The organism is Burkholderia sp. AU17457 (assembly GCF_002223255.1).
GTDB lineage: Bacteria > Pseudomonadota > Gammaproteobacteria > Burkholderiales > Burkholderiaceae > Burkholderia > Burkholderia sola.
Window position 1 is genome coordinate 167,623 of record NZ_NKFB01000005.1, and the last position, 22,945, is coordinate 190,567.

The window sequence follows — 22,945 nt, forward strand, 5'->3', positions numbered from 1 at the left end:
GCTCGTCCCTCGAATCAACGACGCATCGACCGACATCATGACTGACCGACACCTTTCCTCCGTTCCCTCCGACACCGCGCGCTGGCAATTCTGGATCGACCGCGGCGGCACGTTCACCGACATCGTCGCGCGGCGGCCCGACGGCACGCTCGTCACGCACAAGCTGCTGTCGGAGAACCCCGAGCAGTACCGCGACGCGGCCGTGGCCGGCATCCGCCACCTGCTCGGCCTCGCGGCGGACGAGCCGATCACGCCCGCGCAGGTCGACATGGTGAAGATGGGCACGACGGTCGCGACCAACGCGCTGCTCGAACGCAAGGGCGAACGCACCGCACTGGCCACGACGCGCGGGTTTCGCGACGTGCTGCGCATCGCATACCAGAACCGGCCGCGCCTGTTCGATCTCGACATCGTGCTGCCTGACGCGCTGTACGAGACGGTCGTCGAGATCGACGAGCGCGTTGGCGCGCACGGCGACGTGGTCGTGCCGCTCGACGTTCAGGGTGCCGAAGCGTCGTTGCGCCGCGTGTTCGACAGCGGCGTGCGTGCGCTCGCGATCGTGCTGATCCACGGCTATCGCCATACCGCGCACGAACGCATGCTGGCGGCGCTCGCGCGCCGCATCGGCTTCACGCAGGTGTCGGTGTCGCACGAGGTGTCGCCGTTGATGAAGATGGTGTCGCGCGGCGATACGACCGTGGTCGACGCATACCTGTCGCCGATCCTGCGCCGCTACGTCGAGCAGGTCGCACGCGAAATGCCGGGCGTGAACCTGCAGTTCATGCAGAGCAGCGGCGGCCTCACGCGCGCCGACGCGTTCCAGGGCAAGGACGCGATCCTGTCGGGCCCGGCCGGCGGCATCGTCGGGATGGTGCGCGCGGCGCGCGCGGCCGGTTTCGGCCAGGTGATCGGCTTCGACATGGGCGGCACGTCGACCGACGTATCGCACTACAACGGCGAATTCGAGCGCGCGTTCGAGACGCAGGTGGCCGGCGTGCGGATGCGCGCGCCGATGATGAGCATCCATACCGTCGCGGCCGGCGGCGGCTCGGTGCTCGGTTTCGACGGTGCGCGGCTGCGCGTCGGGCCCGAATCGGCCGGCGCGAACCCGGGGCCGGCCGCCTACCGGCGCGGCGGCCCGCTGACGGTGACCGACTGCAACGTGATGCTCGGCAAGATCCAGCCCGATCATTTCCCGCGCGTGTTCGGCCCGCATGCGGACCAGCCGCTCGACCGCGACGGCGTGGTCGCGAAATTCGCGGCGCTTGCCGACGAGATCCACGCGGCGACCGGCCGGCGCGAGACGCCCGAGGCGCTCGCCGAAGGGTTCCTGGAGATCGCGATCGGCAGCATGGCGAACGCGATCAAGAAGATCTCCGTGCAGCGCGGCCACGACGTGTCGCGCTACGTGCTGACGACGTTCGGCGGCGCGGGCGGTCAGCACGCGTGCGGCGTGGCCGATGCGCTCGGGATGACACAGGTGTTCGCGCATCCGCTCGCGGGCGTGCTGTCCGCGTACGGGATGGGCCTCGCCGACCAGACCGCGATGCGCGAGCGCGCGGTCGAGGCCGTGCTGACCGATGCGTCGCTGCCGGCGCTGAACGCGGCGCTCGACCGGCTGGCCGACGAGGCCATCGGCGCGCTGCTCGAACAGGGCGTGCCGCCGGAGCGGATCGCGACCGAGCGACGCGTGCACCTGCGCTACCAGGGCACCGATTCCGCGCTCGACGTGCCGGCCGGCTCGGTCGCGGCGATGCAGCAGGCGTTCGAAACTGCGTACCGGCAGCGCTACGCGTTCCTGATGCCCGGTACGCCGCTCGTGGCCGAGCTCGCATCGGTCGAGGCGATCGGCCGCTCGGATGCGCCGGTCGACATCGCGCCGCTCGCGCCGCGCGAGGCGGGCGCGACGCCGCAAGCGCGCACGGCCGTGCGCTTTTATTCCGGCGGCCGGTGGCACGACGCGGTGCTGGTCGTGCGCGACACGCTGCGCGCCGGCGATACGATCGACGGCCCGGCGATCGTCGCGGAGAAGAACGGCACGACCGTCGTCGAGCCCGGCTGGCGCGCCGGGATGACCGCCCAGGGCAATCTCGTGCTGACGCGCACGACGCCGCTGCCGACGCGCCGCTCGCTCGGCACCGACGCCGATCCGGTGCGGCTCGAGATCTTCAACAACCTGTTCATGTCGATCGCCGAGCAGATGGGGCTGCGGCTGCAGAACACCGCGTACTCGGTGAACATCAAGGAGCGGCTCGACTTCTCGTGCGCGATCTTCGACGGCGACGGCAACCTGATCGCGAACGCGCCGCACATGCCCGTGCATCTCGGCTCGATGGGCGAGAGCATCCGCACGGTGATCGAGCGCAACCGCGGCCGCATGCGCGACGGCGACGTGTTCATGCTGAACGATCCGTACCACGGCGGCACGCACCTGCCGGACGTGACGGTCATCACGCCGGTGTTCGCGGACGGCTCGGACGCGCCGCTGTTCTATGTCGGCTCGCGCGGCCACCATGCGGACATCGGCGGCACGACGCCGGGCTCGATGCCGCCCGATTCGACCCATATCGACGAGGAAGGCGTGCTGATCGACAACTGGCAGCTCGTGTCGGCCGGCGTGCTGCGCGATGCCGAGACGCGCGCGCTGCTGGCATCCGGCCGCTATCCGGCGCGCAACGTCGAGCAGAACATGGCCGACCTGCGCGCGCAGGTCGCCGCGAACCAGAAGGGCGTCGACGAGCTGCGCCGGATGGTCGCGCAGTTCGGCCGCGACGTCGTGCTCGCGTTCATGACGCACGTGCAGGACAACGCCGAGGAAGCCGTGCGGCGCGTGATCGGTGCGCTGCAGGATGGCGCGTACCGCTACCCGCTCGACAACGGCGCGGAGATTCGCGTCGCGATCCGCGTCGATCGTGCCGCCCGCCGCGCGGAGATCGATTTCACCGGCACGTCCGCGCAGCTCGACAACAACTTCAACGCGCCGAAGGCCGTCTGCATGGCCGCCGTGCTGTACGTGTTCCGCACGCTCGTCGGCGACGACATCCCGCTGAACGCCGGCTGCCTGAAGCCGCTGACCGTGATCGTGCCGGCTCGCTCGATGCTGAACCCCGACTACCCGGCGGCCGTCGTGTCGGGCAACGTCGAGACGTCGTCGGCGATCACCAACGCGCTGTACGGCGCGCTCGGCTGCATCGCGTCGAGCCAGGGAACGATGAACAACTTCACATTCGGTAACGATCAATACCAGTACTACGAGACGATCGCGGGCGGCAGCGGCGCGGGCGACGGCTTCGCGGGCGTCGCCGCGGTGCAGACGCACATGACGAACTCGCGGCTCACCGATCCCGAGGTGCTCGAATGGCGCTACCCGGTGCGGCTCGATTCGCACCGGATCCGCGCGGGCTCGGGCGGCGGCGGGCGCTGGCGCGGCGGCGACGGCGCGGTGCGGCGGATCCGCTTCCTCGAGCCGATGACCGCGTCGATCCTGTCGAACAACCGGGTCCACGCGCCGTTCGGCGCGGCGGGCGGCGAAGCCGGCGCGCTCGGCCACAACACGATCGAGCGGGCGGACGGCACGGTCGAGGCGCTCGACCACATCGGCCGCGCGCAGATGGCGCCCGGCGACGTGTTCGTCGTCGAAACGCCGGGCGGCGGCGGCTACGGCGCGGCAGGCTGACCCGCGCACCCGGCGCGGATGCGCCGCGCCGGGTGCGACGGGGGCGGGCGGAGAATATTGCAACGAACTGTGGAATAAAACCGCGTATTCGCGCACGAATGGAATCAAAAAACACGGGAAACTGCGAATTACGGCGTCCGATTCGACCCTGCCGCCACGGGCTCCCGCAAGATCAGGCCCCATATCGATGGACCGGCCTCGAACGCTTGCCCGGCGGGGCGCCGGGGCCCGGCACGCCACCCCCGATGCGCACCGCGCCACGTGCGCACGCGCAAGCGGCCAATCATGAAAAGTCCGGCTTGCCAATCGAGTCCCGATTCCTTGACACTCTTCTCTAAATGTGAGTGCCATTCTTCATTGTCATTTGATAAGATGGCTCTCATCATTCGTAAGGCAGAACCTGCGCGCATCACGCGCGAACGCCGGTCGCATCAGCTGCAAACAAGTACGGGACGAGGCCGCTGTCACGGCAATCACGGCTGCCCTGCCGGGCACGTGCGCTGCGCGGCCCGGGAAGGCGGTGGGCTTACTCGCCTCCGTCTACACTGTGCGTTTTTTTTGGATCGGGGCGTGTCCATGGATGACGAAAACGATAGCGCGGTGCTCGAGGCGCACGTCGGTACGCGCAGCCCCTGCTGGCGTCTCGGCAGCGACAGCAATGCGCTCGAACTGGCCGCGGTCCGCGGCCTGACCAACGTCGCGGTCGCGCTGACGGTCGAACAGGCCGCGCGCATCCGCGCGCTGACCGGCGTCACGTCGCACCTCGTGCTCGACATCGTGCTGTTCGGCAGCACGGTCAGCCTCCATCTCGTCGGCAAGAAGGTCAATACGGTCGACTGGGCCGGCACGGCGTCCGCCTATTCCGATACCGAGTCCGTTGCCGGCGACCTGTCGCACGGGCTCGCGTTCGCCGAGCAGGTCGTGTCGGAAGTGAATTCCCTCGTCGTGATCCTCGACCGCAACGGGATGGTGCAGCGCTTCAACCGCCTGTGCGAGGAAGTGACCGGCAAGCGCGAGGTCGACGTGATCGGCCGCAGCGCGTTCGAGCTGTTCATGAGCCCGGAGCAGGGCGCGCAGTCGCGCACCAACATCACGGGCTTCTTCGCGAGCAACAAGTCGTTCGCGGTCGAGCGCTACATCAACACGGTCAACGGGCCGCGCCTGTTCCAGTTTCGCAACAAGTTCGTGCAGAGCGGCAGCGGCGTCGAAGAGCAGTTCCTGATCTGCTCGGGCATCGACATCACCGAGGAGCGCAACGCGCAGCAGCGGCTCACCGAGCTCGCGAACACCGACGTGCTCACCGGGTTGCCGAACCGCCATGCGATCAGCGAGCGCATTCACGCGGCGATCGCGCAGGACGACGCCAATACGCGCGGCCAGGTCGGCATCCTGTTCCTCGATCTCGACAACTTCAAGCGCGTCAACGATCACTACGGGCACATCACCGGCGATCGCCTGCTGCAGGACGTGTCGGCGATCATCAACGGCTGCCTGCCGTCCGGCGCGACGCTCGCGCGGCTCGGCGGCGACGAATTCCTCGTGCTGTTCGAACACGGCACGCGCCCGCTGCTCGAAGCGACCGCGCAGATCATCCTCGAACGGCTGCGCACGCCGATCCATCTCGGGCTGATGGAGGTCTACACGAGCTGCTCGATCGGCATCGCGATGTACCCGCAGCACGGCGATTCGCTCGAGACGCTGATCCGCTGCGCAGACACCGCGATGTACGTCGCGAAGGAGGAAGGCAAGCATACGTACCGCGTGTTCTCGCTCGAGATGAACCAGAAGGTCGCGAAGTACATGTGGCTCGACACGAACTTGCGCAAGGCGCTCGAGGAAGAGCAGTTCGTGCTGTACTACCAGCCGGTCGTCGATATCGCGACGGGCGACGTGCACGGCGTCGAGGCGCTGATCCGCTGGCAGTCGCCCGATCGCGGGCTCGTCGCGCCGATCGAGTTCATCCGTTTCGCGGAAGAGTCGGGGCTGATCGCGCCGCTCGGGCGCTGGGTGATGCGCACCGCGGCCGCACAGGCCGCCGCGTGGAAGGCGAAGGGGCTCGGCATCCGGATCGCGGTGAACGTGTCCGCGCGGCAGTTGCAGGACATGAACATCGTCCATCAGTTCGCGTCGATTCTCGACGGCGCGGGGCTGAAGCCCGGCCTGCTCGACATCGAGTTGACCGAGAGCTGCTTCATCGAGGACGAGGAGGCGGCTCTCGGGTTGATGCGGCAGTTCCGCCAGCTCGGCGCGGAGATCCATCTCGACGATTTCGGCACCGGCTATTCGTCGCTGTCGCAGTTGTCGCGCCTGCCGCTCGACGCGATCAAGCTCGATCGCACCTTCATCACGGCCATCGACCGCAACCCGCGCTCGCAAGCGCTGGTGCACTCGGTCGTGTCGCTCGCGAAGGCGCTGAATTTCGCGGTGGTCGCCGAAGGCGTCGAAACGCATGCGGAAGCCGAATTCCTCAAGCAGCTCGACGTCGATCACGCGCAGGGCTACTACTACGCGCGGCCGATGCCGGCGCAGGCGTTCGAGGCGTGGCTCGCGGAGACGAGAAAGCTCAGGCTGATCGCCTGAGCGTCGTTCCGGAAAAAAGGCGCCGCCGGCCGTCGGCGGCGCCCGTCGCATTTACACCGTGCGCAGCTTCGACACGCGCCGGTTCTGCAGCATCACCAGGCGTTCCATGTACGCGAGGTCCTTCGGCTCGATCGTGAACGCCGCATGCACCCACGCTTCCGTGATGTCCATCAGCTCCGAGCGCGACAGCTGGAACACGCGTTCGCGGGCGCGCAGCATCGCACGGATGCCGTTCAGCTTCGGCTTCGCCACGTCGATGAAGGTGCGCGTCGCCAGATACGCGTCACCCGCGTCGAACGTCTCGTCGATCAGCCCCTGGTCTTCGTACCACTCGGCCGCATGCGCTTCGCCGGTCGCGATCAGCGATTCCGCGAGGCCGCGGTTCGCCTTGCGCGCGACCAGCGAATAGCCACCCATGCCCGGGAACAGGTTGAACGCGATCTCGGGGAACCCGAGTTTCACGCCCTTCTGCGCGAGCACGTAGTGATGCGCGAGCGCGGCCTCGAAGCCGCCGCCGAGCGCGCTGCCCTCGACCATCGCGATCGAGATCGCGCCGGTGCCGAAGCCGGTGTAGATCTCGTACACGCCGTCGATGCACGAGCGCGCGTAGGCCATCAGTTGATCGCGCCGGCCGCTGCGGATCGCGTCGACGAAGAAGCTCAGGTCGCCGCCGACGTTGAACAGCTCGGGGACGAGCGAGCCCGTCACCCAGAAGTCGAACGTGAGGCCCGAGTCGCGTGCGACGCGCGCGAGGTGAATGATGTCGGTGACGAGCTGCTGGTTGAAACACGGCCGCGGCTCCGATCGCAGCATCATCCACATGACATTACGGCCTTCTTCGTAAAAGGCGGTCAGTTGCGAGAGTTCGCCGGCTTCGTAAAACGGGCGGCATGCCGGATGAGATTGGAGTTGCATGGTATGTCCTCGTGAGATGTGGTTTTTGAAGCGCGCCGCGCCAGGCGCCATGCGGGAATCGGGGTGCCTGCATGGCGCCTGGCGCGAGGCATCGCCATTGTTGCGCGCGCACAAATGTCGAATTGCGGGGAAAAACGCACGACCGGGACACCGTGCGAGATCGCGTTCGGGCGAAGCGGTGGGGGACGACGGACGGCCGAACGACGGGCCGAGGTCGGCGGGACAGGAGGGGCTGGTGCGGAGCGGGCGCGGGGGGATGACGCGGCCGGCATCGCCGGTCGCTTACGCGCCGAAAATGGCGTCGGGGCGCAGTTCGGCCGTTGTGGGTCGGGCGACCGACGTGGGGGCGCCTCGTCTCGCCGTTAGCGTCGGGGAGCGCGCAGCGCGCATGGCTGCGCGGTGTCGATCGGTTCCGGATGCCGCCGCATCGAGATGCCGCGCCGTCGGCAGGATGCCGAACCCGATCACGCCCAGCCACGCGAGCGCAATCACGCGGTCAACCGATCTCGAAAGCGTCGTCGATCGGCAGGATGTCTCCGTCCGATGGCGCGGCTTGACGCTCGCCGGCACGTCGCCCACACTGGGCCGCACGACGGCCACGCGCGCGGGTGGCGCGGGCGGCCGTCATGTGCGCATCATGCCGGCACGGCTGCCGCACCGGCGCGCGGCGCTGGCGTCCGGCAACGAACGCGCGGAGAACTTCGACGTGGTGCGTTTTCCTTCCCGATGGACCGGCTGCCTGTGCGCGTGCGTCGTGGCGCTCGGCGCAGGTACGGCCGTGGCCGATACGCGCGACATGCGCGACATGGGTGACTCACGCGCTGCGGCCGACGCAGCGCCCGTCACGCTCGTCAGCGACGTCCATGTATTCGTGATCCAGCACGACGGCTCGCTCGACGAAGACGACGATTCGACCCTGCGCGCGAACGATGCGAACGGCATCGACGCGATCGCGCAGCGCTACGTGTGGTTCGACAAGAACCTGGAGAAGGTCGACCTGGTCGCGGCCGAGACGATCGATCGCGACGGCGTCGCGCATCCGGTCGGTCCGGACGGCATTCGCGACGTCCAGGAGCCGCGCTCGGCCGGCGCGCCGACGTTCCAGGACGGGCTGCTGCGCACGGTCGTGTTTCCGGGCGTCGAGGCCGGGTCGAGCACGCGCATCGCGTTCCGCAAGTCGCGCACGAAGCCGGTCAACGCCGGTTACTTCGGCTACTACGTCGAACCGTCGCGCGAACCGGTGGAGAACCAGCGGCTGATCTTCGACCTGCCGGCCGACATGCCGCTGCACGCGGACGCGCGCGGCTACGTCGCGCTGCCGCCGGTGACGGCGAACGGCCGCACGCGCTACGAATTCGACTACCGGCACGGCCCATACGACCGGATCGAGAACGGCTCCGTCGGCTATCCGACCTACGGCGACCGGCTCGTGGTGTCCACGCTGCCCGACTATGCGGCGTTCGCCGCGCGCTACCGCAATGCGGCCGTCGACCCCGGCGCGAACGATCCGGCCGTCGTGCAGCTCGCACGCGCGCTTACCGCCGACGCCGCCGGTCCGCGCGACAAGGCGCGCATCCTGTACGCCTGGGTGCAGGCGAACGTGCGCTACGTCGCGCTCTTTCTCGGCGAGACGGCCGCCGCGCCGCACCGCGTGACGGACATCCTGCGCAACCGCTACGGCGACTGCAAGGACCACGTCGCGCTGTTCGGCGCGTTGCTCGCGGCGGTCGGCATCCGCAGCGAACCGGTGCTGATCAATCTCGGCTCCGTGTACACGCTGCCGTCGGTGCCCGGTTACGGCGGCGGCGCGATCAATCACGCGATCACGTGGCTGCCCGATCTCGGCGTCTACGCGGACACCACGACGGCCGGCATCGCGTTCGGCTACCTGCCGCCGATCGTGATGGACCGGCCGGCGCTGCTCGTCGACACCGGCGTGCTGTCGCGCACGCCCGCCACGCAGTCGAAGCGTCGCACCGCGCGTGTGGCGATCGATGCCGTGCAACCGGGCGCCGCGCGGTTTCACGCGCTCGTCGAGGACGACGGCTGGACCGCCGAGCTCGAACGCACGCTGTTTCGCCGTGCGGTGCCCGACCGCATCCGGCAGCTCGCGAACGAACGCCTGCGGCAAAGCGGGCTGCGCGGTCGCGCGCAGATCGCGACGAGCGATCGTCGCGCGACGGACGGGCCATTCGACGTGACGTATGCGGGCACGCTCGATCACTTCGTGTGGCCGGACGGCACGACCGCCGTGCCGGCGCTGTCGAGCCTCACGGGCGGCATCGCGACGCAGGTCGAGGGCTGGCTGGCCGAACCCGTGCGCACGCAGCCGTGGACGTGCGTCGGCGGCACGTTCGACGAGACCGGCCAGATCGCGCTGCCGGCCGACGTCGCGGTGACCGACCTGCCGGTGGATACGGCCGTGCACGACCGCTTCGTCGACTTCACGTCGCATTACGTATTCGACGCGGCCGCGCGGGTCGTGCAGGTCGAGAGGAGGATGAAGGCCGAATTCGGCCGACAGGTCTGCACGCCCGACGAGTTCACGGCGCTGCGCGCGTCGCTCGAACGCATCGAACGCGACACGCAGGCGCAGATCGTCGTGCGGGCAAGACAACGTTGAAAGTCGGGCGCGATGCACGCGGTGCACGCCGCGCCCGGCGCGATCGCACGAGAGGCCGAAGCCGGCCGACGTGCAGGAGAGGACCATGACGGAACGGGAACACGAGATCGCCGACCTGTCGAAGGAATTGCTGGGCCGGATCGTGCAAGGCGCGGTGACGAACGGCGCGCCGGTGGATGCGCAGCAGTGCGCGGCGCTCGCCGTGGAGTGCGCGACGGCGCTGGTGGACAAGCTCGACGCGCCCGGCGGCTGAGCGCAATCGTCTCGGGCGACGCCGGATCGAGCGATGCCGGCGTGACTCGGCGCGCGTTCGCTTTGCCCTGTGCCGCCCCGCGCCGCGCGCGAAGCGTGACACGTCACACGCCGGCGTGCGTGTCGCCTTTGGCGCGCACCGCGCCCGGCGGCCGCCCGACCACGCGCTTGAACGCGCGGCTGAACGCCGCGAGCGACCCGTAGCCGAGCCGGTACGCCACGGCTTCGATCGTCTCGCCCTCGCGCGCGATCCACTGCGCGGCGAGCCGCATCCGCAACTCGGTCAGGTAGCGCACGGGCGTCATCCCGGTCGCCGCGAGGAAGCGCTCGGCGAACACCGAGCGCGACACGCCCGCTTCGGTCGCGAGTTCCGCGACGCTCCAGTTGCGCCCCGGGTCGCGATGCAGCGCGACGATCGCGCGGCCGAGCTTCGGCTCGCGCAGCGCCTGCACCCAGCCGGTCGCGTCGCCGCATCCGCATTCGACCCAGCCGCGCACGATGAACGCGGCGACCACGTCCGCGAGCCGCGCGAGGATGCCCGCGAAGCCCGCGCGCGCCGTGCACGCTTCGCGCTCCATCGCGTCGAGCATCGGGCGGATCTCCGGGTAGCGCGCGAGCAGCGTGCCCACGTGCATGAACGCGGGCATCGTGCCGACCAGCGGCTGCATGCCGCCGAGATCGAGCTCCATGCACGCGCTGAAGATCAGCGCATCGCCGGCGCCCGGCTCCGTCGTCGCGCAGGTCGCGGGCGACACGCCGGCCGACGCCACCGACGCGACCGTATCGCAGATCTTCGCGATCTCGAAGCCGTTGATCTCGCGGCACGGCACGTCCGGATCGGATACCAGCGCGTGCATGCCGCCGTGCGGCAACAGGATCGCGTCGCCGGCCTCGAGCCGCATCGTCTCGCCCGACGCGTCGCGCAGCAGCACGGGCCCGCGCACCACGAAATGAAACTGCGCGCGGCCCGGCGCATGACCGAAATTCAGCCCGAACGGCCGCGCAACCTGGATCCGGCGGTACTGGACGCCGCTCAGGCGCATCCCCAGCAGCAGCTCGCTGACGAGGTCGTGCGCGTCGGGAATCGGGGGAAGCAGCGGCTCGGACATAGCGAGATTCGGACGAACGATCAATAACGACGGATTGTATGTCATAGACCGTCCTGCCGCTGTTCCTTACGATAGCCCCTCATCAGTATTTTCCCTAACCGACACGGAACCCGCATGAATCCCGGAATCTCCTCGGCCGCCTCGACGGCGGCCCCCCGCGAACCGGCCTGGGGCGCGGTATTCGCGATGGCGCTCGGCGTGTTCGGACTCGTCACGGCCGAATTCCTGCCGGCGAGCCTGCTGACGCCGATGGCCGACAGCCTCGGCGTGACCGAAGGCGTGGCCGGGCAAGCCGTCACGGCGACGGCCACGGTCGCGCTCGTCACGAGCCTGCTGATCTCGGCGCTCACGCGCACGATCGACCGGCGGCGCGTGCTGCTCGTGTTCTCGGTGCTGCTCGTCGCGTCGAATCTCGCCGTCGCGTTCGCGCCGAACCTGGGCATGCTGCTGTTCGGCCGCGTCGTGCTCGGCATCGCGCTCGGCGGTTTCTGGACGATGGCGACCGCCACCGCGATGCGGCTCGTGCCGACGGCGATGGTGCCGCGCGCGCTGTCGATCATCTTCAGCGGCGTGGCGGTCGCGACGATCGCGTCCGCGCCGATGGGCAGCTACTTCGGTCACCTGATCGGCTGGCGCAACGTGTTCCTGATCGCGGCCGCGCTCGGCGGCATCGCGTTCGTGTCGCAGACCCTCACGCTGCCGTCGATGCCGCCGAGCGGCACGACGCGGCTGCGCACGCTGATCGACGTGCTGCGCCGGCCGACCGTCGGCCTCGGGATGTTCGCGACGATCCTCGTGTTCACCGGACATTTCGCGTTCTTCACGTATCTGCGGCCGTTCCTCGAACAAGTGGCGGGCGTCGGCGTGAACGGACTGTCCGCGATCCTGCTCGGCTACGGCATCGCGAACTTCGTCGGCACGTCGCTCGCGGGCCGCGTGCTCGAACACCGGCTGCGGCCGATGTTGATCGGCATGCCCGCGTTGATGGTCGTGCTCGGCATCGCGCTCGTCGTGCTCGGCCGTGCGCCGATGATCGACGCGGTGCTGGTCGCGTTGTGGGGGATGGCGTTCGGCGGCGTGCCGGTCGCATGGTCGACGTGGGTCACGCGCACCGTGCCCGACGAGGCCGAGAGCGCGGGCGGGTTAATCGTCGCGGCGATCCAGCTTGCGATCGCGACGGGCGCGGCCGTCGGCGGCGTCGTGTTCGACGCGAACGGCGCGGCGGGCGTGTTCGTCGGCGCGGCGATCGTGCTGGCGGTGGCGGTCGCGACGATCGTGACCGGCGTGCCGAAGCGGGTCGGCGTGGTCGCGTCCTGACCGGCCTGGCGGCCTGGGTTGCACGGGCCGCCACGCGCTCGTCAAGTCAGGCACTCGCAATGCGGTCGAGCTCCGCGAGCGCGTCGGCCGGCAGATCGAGATCGGCCGCCGCGAGATTCTCGCGCAGATGCGCGACCGACGACGTGCCCGGAATCAGCAGAAGATTCGGCGCGCGGCGCAGCAGCCACGCGAGCGCGACCTGCATCGGCGTCGCGCCGATCCGGGCCGCGACGCCGGACAGCGTCGACGACTGCAGCGGCGAGAAGCCGCCGAGCGGAAAGTACGGCACGTACGCGATGCCGTCGCGGGCCAGCGCGTCGATCAGCGCATCGTCGCCGCGATGCGCGATGTTGTAGTGGTTCTGCACGCAGACGATGTCGCAGATCCGCCGGCCTTGCGCGACCTGCGCGGGCGTGACGTTGCTCAGGCCGATGTGCCGCACGAGCCCGCGCCGCTGCAGCTCGGCGAGCGTGGTCAGCGGCGCTTCGATCGATCCTTCGGCCGGCCCGTGCGTGTCGAACATGATGCGAAGGTTGACGACGTCGAGCACATCGAGCCCCAGGTTGCGCAGGTTGTCGTGCACGGCCCGTTCGAGTTCGTCGGGCGCGAAGGCGGGCAGCCACGATGCGTCGTCGCCGCGCCGCGCGCCGATCTTGGTGACGATCACGAGATCTTCGCGATAGGGATGCAACGCGTCGCGAATCAACCGGTTCGTGACATGCGGGCCGTAGAAGTCGCTGGTGTCGAGATGGTCGACGCCGGATTCGACGGCTTCGCGCAACACGTTCAACGCGGCCTCGCGATCTTTCGGCGGGCCGAATACACCGGGGCCCGCCAGCTGCATCGCGCCGTAGCCGATCCGTTTGACGTGGCGATCGCCGAGCCTGAAGGTGGCGGTATGGCGAATATCGGGCATGACCTTGCTCCTGTCGAAGAGATGAGTGAATGCGTTCAGCATAAGGACGGAGCGTCTGCGCGATAAGCGGGCATAATTCGCACGGGTTGTACGAAAAGGCGAACAATGCAAACCGACCTGGGCGATCTGAACGCATTCATGGCCGTCGCACGTGCGAGCGGCTTCCGCGACGCCGCACGCATGACGGGCCTCAGCGCGTCGGGGCTGAGCGAGGCCGTGCGCCGGCTGGAAGCGCGGCTCGGCGTGCGGCTGCTGCACCGTACGACGCGCAGCGTCGTGCCCACCGAGGCCGGCGAGCGCCTGCTCGCACGTCTGGGGCCCGCCCTGACCGAAGTGGCGGCGGCGCTCGACGGCATCGACGAATTCCGGGGCCGACCGGCCGGCACGCTGAAGCTCAACGTACCGGTCAGCGCATCGCGGCTCGTGTTGCCGGCGATCGTGCCGCGCTTTCTCGATGCGTATCCGGACATCCGGCTGGAAGTGACGGCCGACGAAAGTTTCGTCGACGTGCTGGCGGCCGGATGCGACGCGGGCATTCGCTACGACGAACGGCTCGAACAGGACATGATCGCGGTGCCGATCGGCCCGCGCATCCAGCGGTTCGCGACCGCGGCGGCGCCCGGCTATCTCGACCGGCATGGCCGGCTGCAACATCCGCGCGACCTGCTCGACCATCGGTGCCTGCGCGGGCGTTTCGCAAGTGGCGCGATGCCGCCGTGGGAGTTCGAGCGCGACGGCGAGGTCGTGCGGGTCGAGCCGGCCGCCGGGCCGCTGCTGGTCCAGATCGGCGGCGCGACGGAGCTGATGGTCGATGCGGCGATCGCCGGTACGGGCATCCTGCATCTGTTCGAAGACTGGGTGCGTCCGCATTTCGAGAGCGGCGCGCTCGAACCCGTGCTCGAATCGTGGTGGCGGCCGTTCTCTGGCCCCTTTTTGTATTATCCCGGGCGACGTCTGGTGCCGCCTGCGCTACGCGCGTTCATCGATTTCATCAAGAGACCCTGACCATGGGGCGGCGCGCCGGGGCATGCGCGTCGAGTAGCTGCCACGCGCCGTCGTCGCTCGTGCGGCCGACCCGCGCGCGAGGCCCACGCGCGGCAAGCGCGGGACAACCGAAGCGCGGAGGCGGGCGCCGATCACACGGAATGTCGTCGTGTGATGCGCGGCAGGGCGCCCGCCCCGCGAATCCGTTACCCGCCTTGCTTGACCAGCGCCGCCAACGCTTTCATCGCCTGCAGATACGGATACGGCCCGTGGCTGATGCGGGCCACGCCGTAATCGGCGAGTTCCGCAATCGTCGGTGTTTCCGACACGCGCATCACGTTCACCGGCAGCGGCGACGCGGCCGTCAGTGCGCGAATCAGCGCCGGCGCGCGCAGGCCCGGCACGAACAGGCCGTCGGCGCCGGCGGCCGCATACGCGCGGGCGCGCGCCAGCGTCGCGTCGAGCAAGCGTTCGTCGTGCGTATCGGCTGCCGCCGTGAAGAACACGTCGGTGCGTGCGTTGATGAAGTAATCGGCGCCCGCGCGATCGGCCGCCTGCCGGGCCGCCGCGACGCGGGCCGCCGCTTCGTCGACGTCGCGCAGTTCGCCCGTGGTCGGAAAACTGTCTTCGAGATTGCAGCCGATCGCGCCGGCCTGGATGCTGAGCGCGATCGTCTCGGCAACTTCCTCCGGCCGCTCGCCGTAGCCGCTTTCGAGATCGACGGTGACGGGCAAGTCCGTCGCGCGCACGATCCGCTCCAGCACGTCCATCATCAGTGCGCGCGGCATCTGCTCGCCGTCGGCGAAACCGTTGGCCGCCGCGACCGACCAACTGCCGGTGGCGAGTGCGACGGCGCCCGCGTCGGCCGCGGTGCGCGCACTGCCGGCATCCCACACGTTGAACAGCGCGAGCGGCCGGCCCGCGCGGTGAAGTGACCGGAAAATCGCGCCTTTCTCGTTGTTGCCCATGTTCGTCTCCCGATGGATAGCGGACCGATTGTCGTGCCGAGCGATATTGCCACCGAATCGGGCGGTGCGACCGGCTTGCGCAATGTCTGCTGACAGCGCGTGACAGGAAGTGCGCGCGAGCACCGCAGCGCGATCCGCGCGCCGCCTCAGTCGCGCGAGCCCGGATCGACCGACAGCGCGCGCAACTGGCAGCGCAACTGGTCGACTTCGCCCGGCGCGAACGGCCGCTCGATCTCGGCGTGCGCCTGCTGCCACAGCGGGAACGCTTCGGCCAGCAGGTCGTGCCCGGCCGGCGTCAGCGAGAGCAGGCGGCTGCGTCCGTCGTCGGGATCCTGGACGATCGTGACGAGGCCGCGCCGCTCGAGCGGCTTGAGCGCGGCCGTGAGCGTGGTGCGGTCCATCGCAAGCAGCGACGCGACCGATTTCATCGGGGCCGGTTGCGGCCGGTTCAACGACATCAGCAGCGAAAACTGGCCGTTGGTGAGGTCGAGCGGGCGCAGTACGTCGTCGAAGATGCGCGCGAGATTGCGCGCCGCGCGCTGCATGTGCAAACACAGGCAGCAATCGCGCACCATCAGCGTCGTTTCGAAGGGAAGCTTTTCTTTTCGTGCCATGTTGCAATTGTGTTGATATCAACCTATCTTGTCAAGGTCGAGGCGCGGCAGCCTGCCGCGCCGTCATCGGAGGAGAAGGCATGAGTGCGCAACAACAGTTGTATCTCGCCGTATTTCTCGGGAGCCAGGATAGCCCGGCGATGAAGGCATGGCTCGCGCTGCCGGACGACGAGCGGCGCACGCGCGAGCGCGACGGCATCGCCGCATGGCATGCGTGGGTCGACCGGCATCGCGACGCGATCGTCGAGCTGGGCGGGCCGCTCGGCAAGACCAAGCGCATCGACGCAGCCGGGATCCGCGACACTACCAATGCGCTGACCGGCTTCACCGTCGTGCGGGCGGCGTCGCACGACGCGGCCGCCGCGCTGTTCGTGGGGCATCCGCATTTCATGCTGTTCCCGGGCGTATCGGTCGACGTGATGCCGGTGCTGGCGATTCCCGGCGCGTGAGCGACGCGTGATGCCGGGCGACGCGCGTCGCTTCGTTCGATCCGTCGTGTCCGGCATGCAGACATTTTCTCGACATTCATGGATGGAGACTGGCGATGAAGCTTTACGGATTTGCCGGCACGCGCTCGCAGCGCGCGCTGTGGGGGCTGAAGGAACTGGATGCGGATTTCGAATTCGTGTCGGTCAACCTGCTCGAGGGCGAGCACAAGCGCCCCGAATTCCTGCGACTCAATCCGGCCGGCAAGGTGCCCGTGCTGGTGGACGGCGACCTCGTGATTCCCGAATCGGCCGCGATCGTGCTGTATCTCGCGGACAAGTACCCGGAGAAGGCGCTGCTGCCCGTCGATCCGGCGTTGCGGGCGCAAGCCTATCGGTGGGTCATGTTCGCGGTGACGGAGCTCGAGCAGCCGCTGTGGCGCATCACGCGGCACACGTTCCTCTATCCGCCGGAGAAGCGCTCGCCGGCCGATATCGAACTGGCGCGCGAGGATTTCACGACGATGGCCGCGATTCTCGACACGCATCTCGAGGGGCGCGAGTTCATCGTCGGCGATACGCTGACGGTCGCCGATTGCGTGACGGCCTACCTGATCGACTGGGCGAGCGAATGCCATTTGATCGAACCGTTTCCGCAACTGCGCGCGTATCTCGAACGGCTGTATGCGCGGCCGAAGGCGCCGCAGCGGATCGCGGAGGCGAGGAAGGCGGCGTGAAAGCGAAACGGGGGGCATGCGCGGCGTCGGCGTGACGCGCCGCGCCCGCCCCACGATCACGAAACCGTATCGGGCGCACCCAGCGCACGGCACAGCATCGCCAGATCGCGCAACCTGAGATGCGGCGTCACCGCATGCTGCGGCGCCGGTTCTTCCTCCGCCCGAGGCCCGCGCACGACCCACGCGGCCTGAAGCCCCGCATTCAACGCGCCGACGATATCGAGATGGAAGTCGTCGCCGACATGCAGCAATTCGGCCGGCCGCACGCCGAGTGCGTCCGCCGCCGCGTGGAAGATCTCGGGTTCCGGCTTGGCGAAGCCGAATGCACGCGCGCTGAGCGTCGTGCGGAAGAATTCGCCGCCGCCAGTGAGCCGAAGATCGGCGTTGCCGTTGGTGACCGCGATCAACGGAAAGCGCGCGCTCAACCACGCCAGCGCCGGCAGCGCGTCTTCGTAGAACTCGACGCGATTGCGCGCCGCATAGAAGACGTCGTAAGCGCGCTCGGTCAGCGAGACATCTTCGTTCGCGCGTTCCAGCGCGAGCCGGATCGACCCGATTCGCATCGCGCGATAGTCGCTGGCGAGATCGGGGTGCAACCGTTCGTATTCCTCACGTAGCGCGGCGAGTGCCTGTTGCGTCGGCAGCACGCTTGCTGTGTTGGGCGCGTGTTCGATCAACCATGCGCGAAGCGTCGCCTCGGCCCGTACGACGGACGGCCCGAACGGCCACAGGGTGTCGTCGAGGTCGAACGAGAGGGCGGAAACTTTGGCGAGACGCATGGCGGTGGGAAGCGGGAAGTCGTTTTACCAGGGCCACGGAACGGAGGCCCCGGTGCCGTTGTCGAGTGCGTGTCGATACAGAAAGCGCGCGACGGTCAGGTCCTGCAGCGCGAGCCCCGTCATGTCGAAGACGGTAATCTCGTGCGCGGCACGGTTGACCGATGCCGCACCCGCGAGGATGTCACCGATTTCCGTGCGCGGCAAATCCGGCGCCCACTGGCACTCGCCGATGCTGCGCGCCTGATCGTGATCGTCGACGACGATGCGCGCGCGTGCCAGCACGCCGGCCGGAAGTTCGCGCTTGCCGGCGGTATCGGCGCCCACGCACGTCAGGTGGGTGCCGGGTTGCACGGCATCCGCGTCGAACAACGCGCCGCCGCCCGGCGTGGCGGTGATCACCACGTCGCTATGGGCGACCGCGTCGTTGCGGTCGCGCGCCACGCCGATCGTGCACCGGTCGGCGAAGCGCGATTCGAACGCCGGGTCCGGCTCGCCGCTGACGGTCACGTACTGCACCGTGCATCGCCGCGGCAGCAGCGCGAGCGCGTAGTCGAGCTGCACGCGCGCCTGCACGCCAGTGCCGAACACGCAGAGCCGCGTGCTGTCGCGGCGCGCGAACTGTTGCAGCCCGAGGCCGCCCGCGGCGCCGGTTCGCGCGGTGGTGATCGCGTTGCCGTCCATGATGCACAGCGGCCGGCCCGTCGCCGGATCGAACAATGCGACGGTGGCCTGATGCGGCTCGCCGCCGCGCGCCCGGTTGCCGGGCCAGAACCCGGCGGCCTTGAAGCCGAGCAAGTCCTGAGCGGCGACGTCGCCTGACTTGATGCCGAACACGCCGCCGGTGTGCAGTTTCTCGCGCACGACCGGGAATACGCGTCCGGCCCTTTGACTGTGCAGCACGAAGGCTTCGCGGACAGCCGCCATCACTTGCCCGGCCTGCAGGGCGGGCTCGATGGCATCGCGGTCGAGGAGAAGGAGGCGGGCGTCGGTCGGCATGGTCGAGGGCGCCTGGTCGGCACGAGACGAAATCGGATGTTTAAAGTTTGTCCAAATATGGACAAATAGTCAATGCGCAAAGGATGCAGGATGGAAGCGGGATCTCGCTCACCAACCGTAGAAGCGTGGCCACATTTGCGCGGCGCCGTCATCGCCGACGGCCTGGTATTCGGGATGTTGCGCGCCGGTCGCACACGCGTGATTCGGCAGGATGCGCAGCCGCGTGCCGATCGGAAACCGCTGCGCGATGTCCGTATCCGGCGTGCCTGCTCGCGACACGATCCCGTGCTCCTGGTTGGCGGCGCTCATCAGGTAGCCGCCGAGTACGTCGCCGGCGTCGGTACAGACCTGTCCGTAGCCGAAATCGCGCGCCTGCCGCTGCGTGCCGCGGTCGCGGCTCATCGCCATCCAGCCGGCGTCGACGATCGCCCAGCCTTTTTCTTCCTGATGGCCGATGACGGTGGTCAGCACCGACAGCGCGATGTCGGAGAGGTCGCACACGCCGATGTTGTGCATCACGAGGTCGAACATCACGTACACGCCGGCGCGCACTTCGGTCACGCCGTCGAGCCGTTCCGCCGCCAGCGCGGTGGGCGTCGACCCGATACTCACGACCGGGCAGGGCAACCCGGCGGCCCTGAGGCGCTCCGCGGCCCGCACGGAGCGGCTGCGTTCCTGTTCGGCGATCGCGACGAGTGCTGCGTGCGTGTCGTATTCGTAGCTGGAGCCCGCGTGAGCGAGCACGCCGCCGAGCAGCATGCCGCCGTCGGTCAGCGCGCGGCCGACGTCGATCAGCAGCTCGGCTTCGGGCGGGATGCCCGAGCGGTGGCCGTCGACGTCGACTTCGATCCACACGTCGAAACGTTCGCCGTGCTCGCGCCCGAAGGCGGCGATCGCGTGGGCGGCCGGCAGGCTGTCGGCGACGATCTTCAGGTCGCAGCCTTGCCGGCGCAGCGCGAGCGCCTGGCCGAGCTTCGCGGGCACCATGCCGACCGCGTAGACGATGTCGTGGATCCCGTCCGCGAAGAACTGCTCGGCTTCCTTGAGCGTCGATACCGTGATGCCCTGCGCGCCGGCCGCGATCTGCGCGTCGACGACGTGCCGGCATTTGGTGGTCTTGACGTGCGGCCGGAACCGCACGCCGAGCGCGTCCAGATGCGCTTGCATGCGCGCGATGTTGCGCTGCATGCGGCCGACATCGATCAAGGCGGCCGGGGTGTTGAGGGTGTGAAGGTCCACGATGCGTCCGATTGCGGGGTTGCCGATGCGGACACTGTAGGGCAGTCGGCGCGCAGCGTGTTTAATGCGGAACTAATCTGTCATTAAGCGAAATTTAATCGGCCGAGTCTCGCGGAGCGTGGCCTCGGCTCACGCGTTGGCGCGCCACGGCGGTGGATCGAGAAACTGCCGCGCGGCGTCGAGAAACACCCGCTGCCGCGCGGAGCGGCCGGTACGCGACGGCAACAGCGCCGTTACCGGTGCGGGCGGCAGGCTCCAGCCGGGCAGCAACCGCACGAGCTTGCCGTTCGCGAGCAGCGGCGCGACGTCCCACTCGGAACGCTCGACGATGCCGAGCCCGGCCAGCGCCCATTCGGTGATGACGGTGCCATCGTTGGACGACAGCGCGCCAGTGACGCGGATGACGGTAGCCCGCCGCGATTCGCCTTTGACGCCGCGACCGGGCGAGAAGCGCCAGCGCGGGATGTCTTCGTCGTTCTCACGCAGGCACAGGCAGTCGTAGCGCGTCAGGTCGGACGGATGGTTCAGGTCCTTGAGACGGCGCGCGTAGCCGGGGCTCGCACACAGGAAGCGCTCGTTGGGCGCGAGTGGATAGCCGATCCACGAAGACGACCTGAGGCTGCCGACATGGACGACCACGTCGGCCCCCGATGCGCTGGTCAACGGGCTTTCCGACAGGTGGAGCGAGATTTCGAGCTTCGGATGCGCACGCTGCACGTCGCGCACGATCCGCGCGACGTACTTGCGGCCGAAGCCGAGCGGGGCGACGACGCGCAGCGTGCCCTGCACGTCGCCGTGGTCGCCCGCGATGCTGACCGGCAGCGCCTCGACGCGCTCGAGAATGCCGACGGCTTCCTGGTACAGCCGCTGCCCTTCGTCGGTCAGCGCAATGCCTTTCGGCTGCCGCACGGCGAGCCGCGCGTTCAGGCGCGCCTCCATCCGTTGCAGGCGGATCGTGACCGCGGGCGGCGTGAGGTCGAGCAGCCGGGCTGCCGCGGCCAGCGAGCGCGACGTGCCGATCGCGCGGACGAGTCGAAGGTCGTCGAGGTCGAGCATTTCATGGCTCTTAATGCGGAGGGTGCCGAGCATTAAACCGCAGATCGCGCGGCGAAGCCATCGACGTGGCGCGGGGCGGCCACGATGAGGGCGGGCCGCAACGCGCCCGGCGCCGTCGCCCGATGTGACGCGCCGCTTCCCGCCCGCCTACGCATCCAATCCGAAAATCAGCGATCGATGTGCGCCCACGCCAGCCGCCACGCCCGATGCCGATGCGAACGTCGCATTGGTCATCAGGCTCGACGCATCGCCGGCCGCATATACGCCCGCGACGCTCGTCCGCTTCCACGCATCGACGCGAATCGCGGCGCCGAGCGGCCCTTCGTCGAACGCGCAGCCGAGCTGCTGCGCGAGGTCGCTCGCCATGCCGGTGCGCGCGCCGACGAACAACGCGTCGATCGGCACGACCTGCCCGTCGGCGAGCCGCAGCGCGTCGATACGCGGCGCGTCGCCGAGAATCTCGACGACCGGCGAGCGTTCGATCCGCACGCCGCGGGCAGCGAGCAATGCGGCTTCCTCTTCGTTCGCTTCGACCACGCGCTGCGTGAACCACGTCGTCGGGCCCCAGTCCGGAATCAGGATCGCCTGATGGACCGACAGCGGATGCGTGGCGAGCACGCCGAGCCGCTGGCCGCTCACTTCATATCCGTGGCAGTACGGACAATGCAGCACGCTGATGCCCCATCGTTCGGCGAGCCCCGGCAGCGCGGGCAGTTCGTCGCGGATGCCGGTCGCGAGAATCAGCCGGTCGGCGCTCGCGCGGCTGCCGTCGGCGAGCGTCACGTGAAAGCGTCCGTTCGCGTCGCGCTCTGCGCTGCGCGCGTCGCCGTCGATGCGCTGCACGGTCGGATATGCGGCAAGCTGCGCGCTCGCTTCGGCGACGATCTGGGCAGGCGGCTTGCCGTCCTGCCCGAAGAAGCCGTGCGCATGCTGGGCAAAGCGGTTGCGCGGCCGGCCGGCGTCGATCACGAGCACGCGGCGGCGTGCGCGTGCCAGCTGCATCGCGGCCGACAGCCCGGCAAAGCTGCCACCGATCACGATCACTTCATGATGGGTATTCATACATCCCCTCCTTTCCGAACCTCCATGACGGACAGACGTGCTCCGATGGCGGCCAACTCATGAAACACGAGAGGTTGCATGATAGGGCGATGGTATCATTCATGCAACTTCAGAAGTTTCGAGAGAGGGGAATCCCGCCCGTGAGAACCGACAGCCGTTTGTCGCGCATGCTGCATGCGCTGATCCACATGGACCAGGCCGACGGCCCGCTGACGTCGGAGACGATCGCGACGATGCTGGGCACGAATCCGGTCGTCGTGCGGCGCCTGCTCGGCGGATTGCGCGATTTCGGTTACGTGCAGTCGGAAAAGGGGCACGGCGGCGGCTGGGCGCTGAGCGTCGCGCTCGACGACATCACGCTGCTCGACGTCTATCGCGCGGTGGGCGAGCCGCCGCTGTTTTCCGACCTGGTGTCCGAGGACGCGCCCGAATGCCTGGTCGAACAGGCGGTCAACGCGCATCTGTCGGCGGCGCTGAAGGACGCCGAAGCAGCGCTGCTCGCGCGCTTCGGCGAAGTCACGCTCGGCATGCTGTCGCACGATTTCGAGGCGAAGGCGGCGCGGCTGCGCAAGCCTCGCTGACGCAGCGCAGCACGCCCGCAGTACGCACATAACGCACGCTTCGGCGCGCGCCGGCACGATCGAAACCGTCGCGCCGCCACGTTCTGTCCCCCAACTTCTGCCCGGTTCGCCCGCCA

At 68.9% G+C, this 22,945-nt stretch carries 19 protein-coding genes; 9 read left to right on the top strand and 10 right to left on the bottom strand.

Annotated features, from left to right (window positions below; translation table 11 throughout):
• Positions 1 to 37: 37 nt before the first annotated feature.
• On the top strand, positions 38 to 3,676 hold the full coding sequence (locus tag CFB49_RS18040) for a hydantoinase B/oxoprolinase family protein (protein WP_089491942.1): 3,639 nt from the start codon (positions 38 to 40) through the stop codon (positions 3,674 to 3,676).
• 576 nt (positions 3,677 to 4,252) lie between these two features.
• Positions 4,253 to 6,256 (top strand): cyclic di-GMP phosphodiesterase, encoded by a 2,004-nt coding sequence (pdeR, locus tag CFB49_RS18045; protein ID WP_089491943.1) that lies wholly within the window; start codon positions 4,253 to 4,255, stop codon positions 6,254 to 6,256.
• A gap of 51 nt (positions 6,257 to 6,307) precedes the next feature.
• Here the strand turns inward: pdeR and CFB49_RS18050 are convergent, their stop codons facing one another.
• Complete coding sequence (locus CFB49_RS18050; RefSeq protein ID WP_069618924.1) at positions 6,308 to 7,171, bottom strand: crotonase/enoyl-CoA hydratase family protein; 864 nt, start codon at positions 7,169 to 7,171, stop codon at positions 6,308 to 6,310.
• A gap of 706 nt (positions 7,172 to 7,877) precedes the next feature.
• Here CFB49_RS18050 and CFB49_RS18060 point away from each other — a divergent pair.
• Together CFB49_RS18060 and CFB49_RS36370 are read left to right on the top strand one after the other, a co-directional pair.
• Positions 7,878 to 9,794 carry a DUF3857 domain-containing transglutaminase family protein gene (locus CFB49_RS18060; protein ID WP_089492773.1) on the top strand — a complete coding sequence of 639 codons (1,917 nt, stop codon included), beginning with the start codon at positions 7,878 to 7,880 and terminating at the stop codon, positions 9,792 to 9,794.
• A gap of 85 nt (positions 9,795 to 9,879) precedes the next feature.
• The gene (locus tag CFB49_RS36370) at positions 9,880 to 10,047 is read left to right on the top strand and encodes a hypothetical protein (RefSeq protein WP_179234919.1); all 168 of its coding nucleotides are present in this window, start codon (positions 9,880 to 9,882) and stop codon (positions 10,045 to 10,047) included.
• A 103-nt stretch (positions 10,048 to 10,150) separates the two neighbouring features.
• Here CFB49_RS36370 and CFB49_RS18065 read toward each other — a convergent pair whose 3' ends face one another.
• Positions 10,151 to 11,200 (bottom strand): AraC family transcriptional regulator, encoded by a 1,050-nt coding sequence (locus tag CFB49_RS18065; protein WP_089435986.1) that lies wholly within the window; start codon positions 11,198 to 11,200, stop codon positions 10,151 to 10,153.
• 69 nt (positions 11,201 to 11,269) lie between these two features.
• Here CFB49_RS18065 and CFB49_RS18070 point away from each other — a divergent pair, with 69 nt between their 5' ends.
• The gene (locus CFB49_RS18070) at positions 11,270 to 12,472 is read left to right on the top strand and encodes an MFS transporter (RefSeq protein ID WP_089435987.1); all 1,203 of its coding nucleotides are present in this window, start codon (positions 11,270 to 11,272) and stop codon (positions 12,470 to 12,472) included.
• A gap of 46 nt (positions 12,473 to 12,518) precedes the next feature.
• Here the strand turns inward: CFB49_RS18070 and CFB49_RS18075 are convergent, their stop codons facing one another.
• A complete protein-coding gene (locus tag CFB49_RS18075; RefSeq protein ID WP_089492774.1) occupies positions 12,519 to 13,388 on the bottom strand; it encodes an aldo/keto reductase family oxidoreductase in 870 nt (289 codons plus the stop codon).
• Positions 13,389 to 13,493: 105 nt separating this feature from the next.
• Between CFB49_RS18075 and CFB49_RS18080 the strand changes: the two genes are divergently transcribed.
• A complete protein-coding gene (locus CFB49_RS18080; RefSeq protein WP_089491944.1) occupies positions 13,494 to 14,393 on the top strand; it encodes a LysR family transcriptional regulator in 900 nt (299 codons plus the stop codon).
• A gap of 185 nt (positions 14,394 to 14,578) precedes the next feature.
• Here CFB49_RS18080 and CFB49_RS18085 read toward each other — a convergent pair whose 3' ends face one another.
• Complete coding sequence (locus tag CFB49_RS18085) at positions 14,579 to 15,340, bottom strand: isocitrate lyase/PEP mutase family protein (RefSeq protein ID WP_089491945.1); 762 nt, start codon at positions 15,338 to 15,340, stop codon at positions 14,579 to 14,581.
• 146 nt (positions 15,341 to 15,486) lie between these two features.
• Positions 15,487 to 15,954: a MarR family winged helix-turn-helix transcriptional regulator gene (locus CFB49_RS18090; protein WP_089491946.1), complete on the bottom strand. Its 468-nt coding sequence runs from the start codon at positions 15,952 to 15,954 to the stop codon at positions 15,487 to 15,489.
• A gap of 80 nt (positions 15,955 to 16,034) precedes the next feature.
• On the opposite strand from CFB49_RS18090, the gene CFB49_RS18095 reads away from it, so the two are divergent.
• Both CFB49_RS18095 and CFB49_RS18100 read left to right on the top strand, forming a co-directional pair.
• On the top strand, positions 16,035 to 16,403 hold the full coding sequence (locus CFB49_RS18095) for a hypothetical protein (RefSeq protein ID WP_089491947.1): 369 nt from the start codon (positions 16,035 to 16,037) through the stop codon (positions 16,401 to 16,403).
• A gap of 95 nt (positions 16,404 to 16,498) precedes the next feature.
• Positions 16,499 to 17,116, top strand: coding sequence for a glutathione S-transferase family protein (locus CFB49_RS18100; RefSeq protein ID WP_069618917.1), 618 nt, complete (start codon positions 16,499 to 16,501; stop codon positions 17,114 to 17,116).
• 56 nt (positions 17,117 to 17,172) lie between these two features.
• On the opposite strand, the gene CFB49_RS18105 is transcribed toward CFB49_RS18100, so the two are convergent.
• The 5 genes from CFB49_RS18105 to CFB49_RS18125 all read right to left on the bottom strand — a co-directional run bounded on the left by CFB49_RS18105 (position 17,173) and on the right by CFB49_RS18125 (position 22,248).
• Entirely contained in the window at positions 17,173 to 17,895 is a 723-nt protein-coding gene (locus tag CFB49_RS18105; protein WP_089491948.1) for an HAD family hydrolase, read from the bottom strand.
• Positions 17,896 to 17,919: 24 nt separating this feature from the next.
• Positions 17,920 to 18,891 (bottom strand): ornithine cyclodeaminase family protein, encoded by a 972-nt coding sequence (locus CFB49_RS18110; protein ID WP_089435991.1) that lies wholly within the window; start codon positions 18,889 to 18,891, stop codon positions 17,920 to 17,922.
• Positions 18,892 to 18,999: 108 nt separating this feature from the next.
• Positions 19,000 to 20,130 (bottom strand): DSD1 family PLP-dependent enzyme, encoded by a 1,131-nt coding sequence (locus CFB49_RS18115; protein ID WP_089491949.1) that lies wholly within the window; start codon positions 20,128 to 20,130, stop codon positions 19,000 to 19,002.
• Positions 20,131 to 20,259: 129 nt separating this feature from the next.
• Entirely contained in the window at positions 20,260 to 21,219 is a 960-nt protein-coding gene (locus tag CFB49_RS18120; RefSeq protein WP_373453187.1) for a LysR substrate-binding domain-containing protein, read from the bottom strand.
• A gap of 114 nt (positions 21,220 to 21,333) precedes the next feature.
• The gene (locus CFB49_RS18125) at positions 21,334 to 22,248 is read right to left on the bottom strand and encodes an NAD(P)/FAD-dependent oxidoreductase (protein ID WP_089491950.1); all 915 of its coding nucleotides are present in this window, start codon (positions 22,246 to 22,248) and stop codon (positions 21,334 to 21,336) included.
• Between the two features lie 140 nt (positions 22,249 to 22,388).
• Here CFB49_RS18125 and CFB49_RS18130 point away from each other — a divergent pair, with 140 nt between their 5' ends.
• Positions 22,389 to 22,829 (top strand): Rrf2 family transcriptional regulator, encoded by a 441-nt coding sequence (locus CFB49_RS18130; RefSeq protein ID WP_089491951.1) that lies wholly within the window; start codon positions 22,389 to 22,391, stop codon positions 22,827 to 22,829.
• Positions 22,830 to 22,945 lie beyond the last annotated feature (116 nt).